General features: G+C 39.6%; 9 protein-coding genes. 5 read left to right on the top strand and 4 right to left on the bottom strand.

The features are described 5' to 3' along the window. Positions 1–125: 125 nt before the first annotated feature. Positions 126–2,381, bottom strand: coding sequence for a family 20 glycosylhydrolase (locus tag I6J02_RS05085; RefSeq protein ID WP_201680725.1), 2,256 nt, complete (start codon positions 2,379–2,381; stop codon positions 126–128). A gap of 158 nt (positions 2,382–2,539) precedes the next feature. On the opposite strand from I6J02_RS05085, the gene lipA reads away from it, so the two are divergent. Beyond that, positions 2,540–3,421, top strand: coding sequence for a lipoyl synthase (gene lipA, locus I6J02_RS05080; RefSeq protein ID WP_003000906.1), 882 nt, complete (start codon positions 2,540–2,542; stop codon positions 3,419–3,421). Between the two features lie 82 nt (positions 3,422–3,503). Here lipA and I6J02_RS05075 read toward each other — a convergent pair whose 3' ends face one another. Further along, positions 3,504–6,170: a carboxypeptidase regulatory-like domain-containing protein gene (locus tag I6J02_RS05075; protein ID WP_201680724.1), complete on the bottom strand. Its 2,667-nt coding sequence runs from the start codon at positions 6,168–6,170 to the stop codon at positions 3,504–3,506. Beyond that, positions 6,171–7,070 carry a GLPGLI family protein gene (locus I6J02_RS05070; RefSeq protein WP_201680723.1) on the bottom strand — a complete coding sequence of 300 codons (900 nt, stop codon included), beginning with the start codon at positions 7,068–7,070 and terminating at the stop codon, positions 6,171–6,173. It abuts the gene before it with no gap. A 164-nt stretch (positions 7,071–7,234) separates the two neighbouring features. On the opposite strand from I6J02_RS05070, the gene I6J02_RS05065 reads away from it, so the two are divergent. From I6J02_RS05065 to I6J02_RS05055, 3 genes are all read left to right on the top strand, one after another. Further along, positions 7,235–7,876 (top strand): peptidylprolyl isomerase, encoded by a 642-nt coding sequence (locus I6J02_RS05065; protein WP_201680722.1) that lies wholly within the window; start codon positions 7,235–7,237, stop codon positions 7,874–7,876. A gap of 45 nt (positions 7,877–7,921) precedes the next feature. Further along, positions 7,922–9,151 carry a beta-carotene 15,15'-monooxygenase gene (locus I6J02_RS05060; protein WP_201680721.1) on the top strand — a complete coding sequence of 410 codons (1,230 nt, stop codon included), beginning with the start codon at positions 7,922–7,924 and terminating at the stop codon, positions 9,149–9,151. Between the two features lie 89 nt (positions 9,152–9,240). Continuing rightward, the gene (locus I6J02_RS05055) at positions 9,241–9,690 is read left to right on the top strand and encodes a hypothetical protein (RefSeq protein ID WP_201680720.1); all 450 of its coding nucleotides are present in this window, start codon (positions 9,241–9,243) and stop codon (positions 9,688–9,690) included. Positions 9,691–9,747: 57 nt separating this feature from the next. On the opposite strand, the gene I6J02_RS05050 is transcribed toward I6J02_RS05055, so the two are convergent. Continuing rightward, a complete protein-coding gene (locus tag I6J02_RS05050) occupies positions 9,748–11,385 on the bottom strand; it encodes an amidohydrolase (protein ID WP_201680719.1) in 1,638 nt (545 codons plus the stop codon). 243 nt (positions 11,386–11,628) lie between these two features. Between I6J02_RS05050 and I6J02_RS05045 the strand changes: the two genes are divergently transcribed. Then, on the top strand, positions 11,629–13,401 hold the full coding sequence (locus I6J02_RS05045) for a DUF1800 domain-containing protein (protein WP_201680718.1): 1,773 nt from the start codon (positions 11,629–11,631) through the stop codon (positions 13,399–13,401). The last annotated feature ends 11 nt before the right edge of the window (positions 13,402–13,412 follow it).

The raw sequence follows: 13,412 nt of genomic DNA, 5'->3' as shown, positions 1-13,412 counted from the left end.
CCGACTGCTTTGTCGGAGTGCAAAGTTACATTTTATATTTTAAAAAAGTTGATTTATTTTCAAGTTTAACTCCCTGATACAAAATACAAAAAAGGATGGAAATTTATTTCCATCCTTTTTTGTATTTAATATATAAGTACTTCGTCTGTAAAAAGATAGCCTTTCATACTGTTAGGGGCTTTTATACGCACAAATCTCGCAGCCTGGCTTTTGGGTAATTTTAATTCAAATTTTTTAAATTTCAATTTCGGATCATCTGTTCCCACATCATTTTTTACAGTTCCGATTTCCCGGAAAGTTTTTCCGTTATCGGAGATAAGTACGGTAAATTCTCCAGGGAAATAAACACCTGGTCCCGGAACCTGCATGAAATTCATGGCCACGCTTTTAATTTCCTCTCTTCGTTCAAAATCTACTGTAATGTCCAGATCTTTGGTAAAACCCTGCCACTCACCGTCCCCATAGCTTAATCCACCTTTTTTACCGTTGGTTAATGTCAACTCCTTTTGGGCCGGATAGCCGTCCCAGCTATTTTGATAAATAACTGTTTTCCCTATAGCTTTGTGCACGTCTACTTCTATGCTTTGTACCGGACCTACACGAACAGAATCGATAAACATAGCTGCCGTGAGTGTCGTCGGTATGGTAAGATCAATTGGTTGCGTATAGGTTGTCGATTGCGCTGTAGGAACTGAACCGTCGATTGTATAATGTATATCCGGATTGATCTGTTCTGTATTGATGCTGATCAGGTTACTGTATCTTTTGTTATTGAACTGCACATCAAACCCGACATTGTAGGACGGACGATAGTAGTTCACTTCCAGCTGTTGCAGAATTTTATAATGGTTTTGCAGTCTGGCTTTGAAATCTTCCCAGTTTTTATCCTCTTTTTTAGACCAGACAATTTCAGAAAGAGCTAATGCCCGTGGAAATGCCATATATTCTACATGCTGATAAGTCGGCATGTACTCCGCCCACAGATTGGCTTGCGCACCTAATACATGCTTTGCTTTATCGCCGCTGATGGTTGATGGTACAGGATCATAAGAGTAGACTTTTTCTATTGGCAAATAACCACCGATCGCTTCCGGCTGTGTACGCGGATCTGTCTGATAGCTGTCGAAATATAAGTAGCCACCCGGAGTCATAATAACATCATGACCGGCATTTGCAGCTTTAATACCTCCGTCTTCTCCACGCCAGCTCATCACTGTAGCTCCTTCGCTCAATCCTCCTTCCAAAATCTCGTCCCATCCTAAAAGCTTGCGGCCTTTCGATTGCAGATACTGATCCATCTGTCTGATGGCATAGCTTTGAAGTTCTTCCTCATTTTTCAGTCCCTCTTTTTTCATGAGCGCCTGATCTTTCGGACAATTTTTCCAGTGCTCTTTAGAAGCCTCATCGCCACCGATGTGTATATAGGTGGACGGAAATATCTGGATGACTTCGTCCAGTACATTTTTGAGGAAAGTGAATGTTTCCTCATTTCCTATACACAATTCTCCTTGTGTATAAGGCTTACCGGAACATGAAAGTTGTGGAAATACAGCCAGAACCTCTTCTGAGTGTCCCGGCATTTCTATTTCCGGAATAACCGTAATGCCTTTTCGGGCAGCATATGCGACCAGTTCACGAGCCTGATCTTGTGTGTAATATCCTCCGCTGGCATTTGCTGTCCCTTGCTCCACATACTGACGTCCGTTATTCCACCATTCTTTCCAGCTGGAATGTGTACGCCAGGCTGCTTTTTTTGTCAATTCGGGATATTTAAGGATTTCTAATCTCCAGCCTGCACCATCTGTAAGATGCCAGTGGAGTCGGTTAAATTTGTAAATGGCCATGACATCTACAAATTTCTTTAATGAGGCAAAAGGCATAAAATGACGTGAAACATCAAGCATTATTCCTCTGTATCCAAAGCGTGGGCTATCCTGGATTTCAACCGAAGGCACGATTTCAGGTTGATCCTGCAGGTAGGCCATTTGTATCAGCGTATAGATCGCATTTATCATCAGCGCAGGAGTCTTAGCCTTCAGCACAATTCCATTGTTATCAATATCGATGTGATACGTATTGTCACCGATCTGGTCTGTGCTAAGTCCCGTGATCAGTCTGATGCCGTTTTCAGGCGTTTTCTTTACTTTTTTGATTTTTTCTATGGTATATCCTTTTATTGCGGGATGTTCGGCTAATAAACCTGCGACTTCCTCAAATTCAGGAGATACATATAAGATAGGTTGACCCGGAATAGTATAGCTGCCTACGTGATATGTAATTCGATTCGGTTTGGGAATAATGTTCAGCGTTTTGTTTTGAGCTAAACCTGTGAGTGGCAATAAAAAGAATAAAAGAAGTGTATTAAGGATAATTCGAAACATGTCAGTAATAGCGTTTTTTGTTACAAATATCTTAAATTAGGTTCTAAAAAGCGACTTTGCGCATAAATAATTAACTGTAAAAGGAACTAATTGTTTTATGATATTATTCAAACAATTTGAAATCTCTGATTTATCCGAATATTCCTTAACTTTGTGCTATGATTGAACTTCCAGTTATTCCGGTAACCCCGACGCAGAGAAGACCGGATTGGTTACGTGTAAAGTTGCCTGTAGGCAAAGAATACAGACATGTACGAAGTCTTGTTGATGAGCATAAATTACATACGATCTGTGAAAGTGGTAACTGTCCTAATATGGGTGAATGTTGGGGAGCCGGTACAGCGACCTTTATGATTTTGGGAAATATTTGTACCCGTTCATGTTCTTTCTGTGCGGTGGCTACGGGCAGACCGTTGCCGGCAGATCTGGATGAACCTAATCGTGTAGCAGATTCGGTAAAACTGATGCAGGTGAAACATTGTGTTATTACATCTGTAGACCGTGACGATCTGAAAGATGGAGGGTCAACAATCTGGGCCGAAACAATCAATGCAATTCGCAGAGAAAGTCCTGAAACAACACTTGAAACTTTAATTCCTGATTTCAAGGGCCAGTGGGACAATCTGGACCGTGTGCTTGCAGTACGTCCTGAGGTTGTGTCTCACAATCTGGAAACTGTACGCAGACTGACAAGAGAAGTACGTATACAAGCTAAATATGACCGTTCACTGGAATGCCTGAGAAGAATATCTGAGGCTGGTTTACGGACTAAATCAGGCATCATGCTGGGACTGGGAGAGACGGAAGAAGATGTGATCGAAGCTATGCAGGATCTGTATGATGTAGGTGTTCATATTCTTACTTTGGGACAATACCTGCAACCTACAAAAGCGCATCACCCGGTTATCGATTGGATTACTCCGGCACAATTTGATAAATATAAAGAGATCGGACTGAAAATGGGATTCAAATATGTAGAATCAGGACCATTGGTTCGTTCATCATACCATGCTGAAAAGCATTTATTTGATATGCAATAAGATCTTGATCTGCAGATACAAAAATATACCCTCTCCTTAAACCGAGAGGGTATTTTATTTATATACAACACAACAATTTCTGTTAGAGGTTGAACAATACTTTTACTATCGCCATACGACCACGAAGATCGTATCTGTTATCCGACAACATATTGGATGAAACGGTATAGGTTTGAAAAGTTTTGATATTAGCCAGATTACTCATATCCAATTCCAGATCTGTTTTCCACTTTTGAATGCGGTATCGTGCAAAGAAATCTACAAATGTATAATTGATATCTCTCATCAAAGGCTGGTGAGTATAATGGTGTCTCATACTGAACCGTAAGTAGGCATTTTTGAAAGGATGAACAGGAAATCCTATCACTTGTGTAATTCCGGTAACCTGTCTGTCGAAACCATCTTCTGCCTCTCTTTGTCTGCTGATATTCCAGTTAATCGTACCGGAGTAAGACAGGTTGTAATTCTTCCATATCTTAGCTTCAAATCCAGGTTGAACTACATAACTGGTATTACGGAATGGTAAAAGTGCATCATTAAAAAGCTGATTATAATCTGAAAGATTCCATGATACTTTAACCTTGACAGTACTTGCCAGACGAAATAAGTACTTATCAAATCCAATATAACCTGAATATGCCAGTATCTTATTGTCCATAGGCACCAGTACCTCTTCCGTAATATTATTACTGACCCGTGAGGAAATAATTGTGTTGGATACAGATTGACTATAATTGAGTCCGGCATTGACAAAGAGTATTTTTGTGATTCTGTTAAAATTGTAATTCAATCCGATATTATGACTCTGACTTTCATTAATTTCAGATTGGTTCTGACTCAACATCCGGTAGTTCCGGACCAGCAACCCCCTGTATACATTTGTAATTCCACCAAAAGAATTGCTGAAGTTGTAATTTAGGCTGATTTCATCTTCCTGCATTACTTTCATTTTGAATTTAAAAACAGGATTGAATAGCACATCGTTTCTGTTTTTCTGAAGATCAAATCCGGGATCAGAAAAAGAGGTGATCTGATAGGCAAGGGGCAGAGAAAGCATTGCCTCCATTCGGTTCTGTTTCCATTCATATTGTGCATTGACATAAAATTTGTTGCGAAGCCATGTCATATTATTGCCCAGCTGCCCTTCGGATTGCATAGCCTCCGTTTCCGTCTGACGAAGCAAAAGATCGGATCGCAGATGTTGCCTGTCATTGGAAATTCCGGCTTCATAGAGTTGCCGGATTTTAGATTTGGATATCCGATAGCCTGCTGATAATGTATTATAGAGTGTTGGGACTTCGACTTTTTGATGAGTAGCACTGTAATGCTGACCAGAATTTAATACATCCGGAAATATTCCCGGCTGTATATTCAGAAACTGGGGTTTATTACCATAAGTAAAGGACCAGTTAAACTCTACGATATGTCTGTTTTTAAATTCCGGGACAAAACTTAGCTGATTGGATATTCCTCGTATAGTATGCTGCCGGTTCTGGTCTATAGACTGTGCATTGCTTAGTAATGCAGCAATGCCATTCTGTTTTTCATATTCAAAAGACAGGGTATTGTTGATATACTTTTTCTCTATATTTTTACTGAGTGTAAGCCGTATAGCACTCATAAATTTTTCGGTCTCTGTATGTTGTGACTCATCAAAAGATGCTGTCCCGGTTTCTGAATAGTATGCAGTCTGCCCTCTGAAAGATCTTCTTTCTTTATCATACAAAGCCTGAATGTTTGATTTGAGCTGCAGGTCATTTTTCAAATTAAACAGATTATTGGTGTTTAGGGCTCCGGTGTTATTGAAGTAATACTGTTGTTTCGATATCGGAGGAGGACCTATTGTGCCAAGAGACAATAAATTATTGACACTGGAATTTCCGAGTTTTGAAAATATGGATGCCTGATTATATCCAATCAGGTCTGCTGTGAGATCTTTACCGGTATTGTTGCCATTGAGAACATTCAGCATTTTATATTTCTTATTAAACAGAATACTGTTCAACTCAGAATCGTACTGTTTGGGAAATCCTCCCCCAAGTTTTGCCTGCCCGGTCAGTTTGAGTCTGGCGTCATCCTTTATCAACAGATTTATCGCAACCTGATCGGTAAATCTTTTGTTTTTTAATACTTTCAGGTGCTCATGGTTATTGAGCACCTGAATATCCTGTACCATTTTATACGGAATGGTACGTGTCCCGATTGCATATCTGTCATCAAGCAAATCGTCTCCGTCTATGTAAAAGTTGGAGATTGATTTCCCCTGATATTTGATCTGCCCCGATTCACTGACTTCCATTCCCGGTATACGTTTGATGACATCACCAATAGAACGGTCTTCTTCTTTCGCAAAAGATTCTACATTGTAGGAAAGTGTATCTCCTAATTTCCGGATTTGTGGCCGGCTTTTGACTTCTACATCCTCCAGTAAATGTATTTTCGGAATAAGAGTAACCATCAGATCAATAGCTCCTTTATGGAGCTTCTGTCTGAATTTATCATAACCCAAATGATTTATTTCCATGATCAGATCTTCCGGAGGACGGGTCGTTACGATCGTAAAATTACCTTCTGCATTTGTGGATTTGAATGCGATTATCTTATTTTCTGCAGATAGGAGATTTACGCTTGCATACGGTATTTTTTGCTTACTGTTCGCATCTGTAACTGTCCCTGATATCTTGTATTCCTGCGCCATACATCCCATACGAAGCAACCATAGAAATAACAAAAGAATGAGTTTTTTCATTTATGGAATCAGTTCGATAGGGTTGTTTGTGATTTTAGAAGGTTTATAATTATCATCCTGCTGAACATTTACACTTTTTATTTTGGACATATCCATTTCTCCGGATGCTTTTGCGCTTGTGGCGGATACGGAAATACTGTTGCCGGATACACTTACACCTGCAGAATTTTGCCTTTGCGCCTGTTTAGCTTGTATATATGCCTGTGGATTAGCCTGAAAAGCATCTTGAATTTTCTTAATTTCCTTGAGATTTGATTTGACCGCATTTGCCGGTAACTCTACATTCAAGAGACCGTTGTCTAATTTGTCAAAACCCGAATATTCAAATATGACCTCTTTTTTATCGTCATAGGCTTCCAGAATAAGCCCTGGTAATCCCTGTAATTTCCATGGACCGAATGAAAAGGGTAATTCTGTAGTGAACCAGGCTGTATAGTTTCTGCCTTTGTAACTAGTCTGTGCTTTCTGAGCCTTGTAACCACCAATTTCCCGTGTTTCATCCACTATATTCCAATCCATTTCCGGCCACTGGGTATCTACCAGAAATTTGTCACCTGCTACATCCTTAAGTTCAGTTATCTTGTGCTCATGAGGACGTAAATAATAAGATTCCTGAGTAGGAGAGGTATTGCGGACAATTTTCAGATTACCGTCAAATGCAGGATTATCCATTTGTTTTTTTATATCTTCCTGTGCCCGGTTTGAAGAATAAGAGGTGAAGTAACTCGAATTCTTACCGAGATATAAAACCATCTCATCACGCCGGAACTGTTCCCGATGGCTGGTATCATTGACGTGTTTAAAAAGATAGTGTGCTTTCGCAAGTGCAGGTTCTGTCTGTTGCGCATGGGCATAGCTTAGTAAAAATAACCCAATTAAAAATAAGTATGATTTTTTCATAATATTACATTTATATCGTAAATATACGAAATTATCGTAATTATGAAATTATTTTGAATTTCTTATTCATTTTGTCCAGACTGCACTTTTAGGAGTAGCAACGGATAGCTATTGGATAGTCTGTATATCTTGGATATATTTGAATGAATTAATGAATATGCTCTATGAAATTTAAAATAAGCTTTGCTCTTTTTCTTTCCCTGTGTTTTTTCACCATCAGCCAGGCGCAGTCAAAAAAAATACTTGTGCATACAAATTATGGTGATTTTAAGGTATTGCTATACGATTATACACCGCATCACCAGCAACTTCTTCTTGATGCTATACAAAGCGGAGTATATACAAATGCACAGTTTAATCGTGTAATCTCAGATTTTGTCGTGCAGGGTGGAGAGCTTGACGAAGATATTCTTGCAGAAGAAGCCAAATCTCCTTCAAAACTACCTGTTCGTCTGGCTCCCGAATTTGATACACGAGCTTTTCATAAAATTGGAGCATTAGGAGCGGGCAGAGATGACAACCCTTCAAAATCCTCATTTTTAAATCAGCTCTATTTTGTTGTAGGGAAGAAAGTAACTGTACAGGACCTTGATGCATTGGAGGCAAAAAAGGGAATTGTATATAGTAAAGAACAACGGGAAGAATACCTCAGGAATGGCGGACAGCCGAGGCTCGATCATGATTATACGGTATTCGGAGAGATATATGAAGGACTGGACGTCATCCTCAAGATCAGTAAAGTCAAAACCTCGTCTGCAAATCTGCCTGTAGATAAAGTAATATTTTCCCTTACTGTCATCGAATAACAGTTGTACTGAATTTATTAATCGCTAAAGTATTTACCTGTGTCCATGCCCAGAAGATGGTTTCAGATTAGTCTTTTTAATTTTGCAATTGCTGCAGGTATGGGACTGGTATTGCGCTATGCTGGTGTATTTCCGATTGGCAATATCAATTTTAAGTTTCTTTTGCACGGACATTCTCATGGTGCTATGCTGGGTTGGATTTACCTTGCATTGACTGCATTGATTTATGATCGTTTTGCAGAACAAAGTAAACAGTCTGAAAAATCCTTTAAGATACTGTTCATTGTATCCCAGATTGCTGTAATTGGAATGTTTATATTCTTTCCTGTTCAGGGATATGCTGTCTATTCTATCATTTTTTCTACTTTACAGCTGTTATGCAGCTATACATTTGTGTATCTGATCTGGAAGTTTCGAAAAAGAGAACATAATGCCGGATCAACGCTGTTGAAGACGGCATTGGCATTTATGCTGATTTCGACATTAGGCGTATGGTGCCTGGGACCTGCTGTTGGATTGATGGGGAATACTTCTGCGTTTTTTCAGATCGCAATACAATTTTTTCTACATTTTCAATTTAACGGATGGTTTGTGATAGCTGTATTGGCTATCGCTTTCTATTTCTTCAGGATAGCGTTTCAGGCAAAGGATTGGAAAGTTTTTTACATACTGTTGCTCTTGTCTGTAGTACTTACCTTTGCTTTGCCACTGAGTTGGTATCTCAAAAATCCACTGTTGTATTGGGTGCATACCGTTGGGATATTGGCACAATTAGCCGCATTTGTAATTCTCTATCGTTCGGTACGTTTTCAGGTGTATGGAATTTTAAAAACATATTCAGCAACAGAGCGTATTCTTTTTATTTATAGCGGACTGACATTGTTCATAAAAATACTCATTCCTTTCCTGTTGTTGTACCCTCCAATGATGGAGATTGTACATTATATAAGACATCTGGTTGTAGGTTTTATACATCTTCTGATGTTAGGGACGATCAGCGGAAGTCTGCTGTTATTCGCAATGAGATCCGGCTGGTTGAATATTTCTTCATATGGCGTCAGATTTTCAAGTTATCTGCTTATTATTGGCTTTACCTTAACAGAAATACTATTGCTGTTGCAGGGTTTAAGTATTTATATGGGCTGGCCTTTGGTGCCTTATTATCCTTTCCTTCTTTTCGGTGCCAGCATTGTTCTCTGTGTCGCTGTTTTACTACTTTTTATGTTTTCTTTTATTCCAAAAAGCCAATACAAAGAATCTAATGTTAAAGTTTAGTTAATTGCCTGTTTGTCAATGATCGGGGAGCTGTGTGTGGCATTTGTTTTGACCGGATTATTTCAGTTTAATTCTTAAAAATTAGAGTTATGAATCTCTCAAATTATTTCAAAAAAATGGCAGCAGTTGCTGCTATGGTTTCTGTGTTTGGAATTGCAACAAGTCAGGCACAACAGACTACCCCCGAGAAAGCGGTAAAAAAATCTGAGCAAAAGATAAAATCTGCCTCAGATAAATCAAAAGAAAAAGCAAAACAGACAGCAACAAAGGAAAAGGAAGCCGCAAAAAAGGTGACCGAAACAGCAAAGAAAGAACCGGCAAAAGAAAAGACTAAAGCTGTGAAAGCTGAAGAGTCTACAACAAAGAAGGCCACTACAAAAGCTAAAAAAGAAGTAGCCGCCGCTAAAAAAGAAACGGCATCTTCGACAGATAAGTTAAGTGGTGAAAAATATAATGGTCATCAGGTGTATGTAGGTCCTAAAGGTGGAAAATACTACATCAATAGTAATGGAAATAAAACATATATCAGCCAAAAGTAGTCTGATATACATACAGGAAAATGCGGCATGATCATATGCCGCATTTTTTATAAATAGCTATTTCCGGATGAATACAGTCTCTCCTGCAATTACCGTCTGTATAACCTTAGTTCCTCTTAGTTCCTGATTAGGAATCTGCATAATATCTTTATTCAGAATAACAAAATCTGCATCTTTTCCTTTTTCTATACTTCCACGCTGTTTTTCCTGAAAGCAGGAATAGGCTGCCCAGATGGTCATACCTCTTAAGGCCTGCTCACGGCTGATGGCATTTTCCATTTGAAATCCTCCCTGCGGGAAGCCTTTAGCATCCACACGTGCCACAGCAGCATGAAATCCATAAAGCGGATTAAAATGTTCTACAGGGAAGTCGCTTCCCAAGGCAAGCATGCCATACTCTTGCAGAAGATTTTTGTAAGCGTAGGCTCCTTTTAGTCTTTCCTCTCCTAAGCGGTCTTTAGCCCAGTACATATCTGATGTAGCATGTGTAGGCTGTACAGACGGAATAATATGGAATTGTCTGAATTTGTGAAAATCTCCGGGTGCAATGATCTGTGCATGCTCTATCCGCCAACGGCGGTTGATATTGTCTTTTAAATATTTTCCATACACATCTAATATAATCCGGTTAGCCGAATCTCCAATAGCATGTGTGTTGACCTGAAACGGGCTGTTTGCCAATTGATGGATCACTGTATCAAATGCCGCAGGACTATGTAACAGAAATCCTTTTGTAGGAGCATCATGATAATGCGCGAGGAGGCAGGCTCCTCTGGAACCCAAAGCTCCGTCTGCCAATAACTTAAAAGAACGGATTGTCAGCCGGTCTGTATCGTATACCCCGTCTTTCAGGTAATGGCTTATATTCTCCGGATTAGCTGCTATCATCGCATAGTCTCTGATCTTAAGTTCATTTCTCTTGTAGAAATCTTTCAGCATCCCGAGCTGTGTATGTGTGAGTCCGGCATCAACAATAGAGGTCAGCCCTACAGATAAGAGGGAGTCCTGAGCAACCTGTAATGTTTGCAGAACAGCAGATTCTTCCGCCTCCGGAATCTGCTTACTCACCAGATCCATGGCATTGTCCACGAGTATGCCATTCGGAATGCCGTTTTCTCCACCTATCAGTCCTCCTTCGATCGTGCGCACTTCTGTGACTTTTGCCATACGAAGAGCCTGCGTGTTAACTACAGCAGCATGATAGTCTACACGGGAAAGGTATACTGGGATATCAGGAAATGCTTTATCTAACAGTTCTTTCGTTGGAAACTTCTTATCCTTCCAAAGATTTTGATCCCATCCTCCTCCGATAATCCACTTTTTTTCGGGGCGTGCCTTATGATAAGCCTGTAGCCGGGTTATTACTTCTTCAAATGATTTACTTCCCATCAGATCTACCTGATCCAGCAATTCCCCAAGTAGGAAAAAGTGAGCATGAGCATCGTAAAATCCGGGATAAATGGCTTTGCCGTTTGCATCGATCTCTTCTTTTGCCGTATACTGCTGCCGGATAGTTGTACCTGATCCTATCGCTATAAACTTGCCGTCTTTTACGGCGAAAGCTTCTGCAACTGTAAATGCGGAATCTACAGTATAGATTCTGGCATTGTATACAATCAGATCCACCTGGTTGGTCTGTTTGCAACCGGACAGAAGGAATAAACTAAAGACACAATAAAGGTAAATGCTTCGCATATCATAAGGTTTGATCTTACTAAAATACAAATCATTGGGATACAATACGATGTGAATGGGAGTTTATTGCAATTAAAGTCCGGTTTTTTTTTAAGATACAGTATTAATGCACACTAAACCTTTTCAAAAAAACGTTGTCTATGATAAGCGCTGGTTTCTGTATAACCGGTTGGCCTTTAATGATTTCTTAATATATAAATGTAAGGATCAAGTTGTAAATTTATACAGTTAAAAACGCCTCCTATGAAAGTTATGATAAGAATTGCTGTAGTTCTGTTTATTTTTCTTTCTTTTCTTCCGGAAAGTTACGGTCAGGAAGTGAAAGTGAAAGGCAGTTTCCCATACAAACAACAGGGGCTTACTGAAAAGGAGGCAATAGTACATTTGCTTAGCCGGTTTACCTACGGTTTTGATGAGCAACAGATCGAAAAAGTAGAAAAGCAGGGATTGGAAAAATGGTTTAGACAACAGCTTGAGGGCAATATCAAGGACGATCGGCTGAATAATCTAATGGGTAATTATGCAGATGTATTATTAAGCAATCGTGCGATTGATTCGCTATACCCACGCTCAGCTCGTGTGAGAAGGCAGGCTGTCAATGAAGGTTTTATTTCAAAAGATTCTATAGATAACAGCAAGCAGTCTTACAAAGATGCGATTCGAAAATTTATGGAAGTCAAAGGTTACAGGCCTGAAAACGAATTAAACCGCCAGTTTCTGGCTTCTAAAATAGTACGTGCTGTATATAGTCAGAATCAGCTTCGAGAAGTAATGACCGATTTCTGGTTTAACCACTTTAATGTATCCTTTACCAAAGGACAGGCAGCTCCGTTTATTCCCAATTATGAAGCTTATGTTATCAGACCTAATGCCTTAGGTAATTTTCAGGATCTTCTTCTGGCGACAGCGAAAGCTCCCGCTATGCTGATGTATCTGGATAATTTTTCCAGCGTAGCTGATAATCCAAAGAGCAAAGGAAAAAAGGGACTTAATGAAAATTATGCACGCGAACTGATGGAACTACACACATTGGGTGTGGATGGAGGATATACGCAAAAAGATGTCACAGAAGCTGCACGTGTTCTGACAGGCTGGACGATCTATCCTATGCAAGGGTATGGAAACGTACAAAAAGAAAATATCGCTAACAATAAAAATAACATAGCAGATGGTGATTTTTTGTTTCTGGCTAACCGGCATGATAAGGGAACAAAAACAGTACTAGCGCATACTTTCAGTAATAGGGGGTATGAAGAGGGTGTGGAATTATTAAAAATGCTGGCATCAAAACCGCAGACTGCAGAATTTATCGTTCGTAAGCTTGCTGTTCGGTTTGTATCTGATATACCTTCTCCTGAATTGGTAAAGCGTATGAAAGATACTTTTCTGAAAAACAACGGTGATATTTCAGCTGTATTGACAATGATGGTGTATTCTCCGGAATTTTGGGATAAGAAAACTATTGATCAGAAAATAAAAACGCCTTTCGAGTTAGCAATCAGTGCGGTCAGAGGACTGGATGCAGATGTGAATAATCCTGTCAAGCTTAATAACTGGGTAACCCGAATGGGGGAACAGAAGTATCATTATATCGCACCGACAGGCTTTCCGGACAAATCAGACTATTGGATCAATACGGGTGCTTTATTGAACAGAATGAATTTCGGACTATCTTTTACTTCGGAAAATAATTCGGGAGTAGATGTTGATCTGATGCGAGTAACAGGTGGCAGAGAACCAGAAAGTGCTGAACAGGCACTGGAAGTATTTGGTCGTAAGCTTTTGCCGGAAGTGGATATGGATGTGCTGAAAAAGAGACTGACACCTTTACTGACACAACAGGATCTGCATGAGAAAGTATCAGCAGCCTCACAGAAAAACAGAGAGAAAAGCATGATGCAGGATGATCGTGCACAAGAACAGAAGATAAGTGCTAAGAGTAAGAATCAGACTAATGCTATGCTGGCACAGATTGTAGGACTTATTATAGGTTCTCCGGAGTTTCAGCGGCGATAATAATCGAAAAG

Origin of the sequence: Sphingobacterium spiritivorum (assembly GCF_016725325.1) — a bacterium.
GTDB lineage: Bacteria > Bacteroidota > Bacteroidia > Sphingobacteriales > Sphingobacteriaceae > Sphingobacterium.
This window is presented reverse-complemented; position numbering and strand designations above follow the sequence as displayed.

Bases quoted from the DNA above. Each gene is read 5' to 3' on its own strand.
- I6J02_RS05085 (WP_201680725.1), bottom strand. From the start codon at position 2,381: ATGTTTCGAATTATCCTTAATACACTTCTTTTATTCTTTTTATTGCCA.
- lipA (WP_003000906.1), top strand. From the start codon at position 2,540: ATGATTGAACTTCCAGTTATTCCGGTAACCCCGACGCAGAGAAGACCG.
- I6J02_RS05075 (WP_201680724.1), bottom strand. From the start codon at position 6,170: ATGAAAAAACTCATTCTTTTGTTATTTCTATGGTTGCTTCGTATGGGA.
- I6J02_RS05070 (WP_201680723.1), bottom strand. From the start codon at position 7,070: ATGAAAAAATCATACTTATTTTTAATTGGGTTATTTTTACTAAGCTAT.
- I6J02_RS05065 (WP_201680722.1), top strand. From the start codon at position 7,235: ATGAAATTTAAAATAAGCTTTGCTCTTTTTCTTTCCCTGTGTTTTTTC.
- I6J02_RS05060 (WP_201680721.1), top strand. From the start codon at position 7,922: ATGCCCAGAAGATGGTTTCAGATTAGTCTTTTTAATTTTGCAATTGCT.
- I6J02_RS05055 (WP_201680720.1), top strand. From the start codon at position 9,241: ATGAATCTCTCAAATTATTTCAAAAAAATGGCAGCAGTTGCTGCTATG.
- I6J02_RS05050 (WP_201680719.1), bottom strand. From the start codon at position 11,385: ATGCGAAGCATTTACCTTTATTGTGTCTTTAGTTTATTCCTTCTGTCC.
- I6J02_RS05045 (WP_201680718.1), top strand. From the start codon at position 11,629: ATGAAAGTTATGATAAGAATTGCTGTAGTTCTGTTTATTTTTCTTTCT.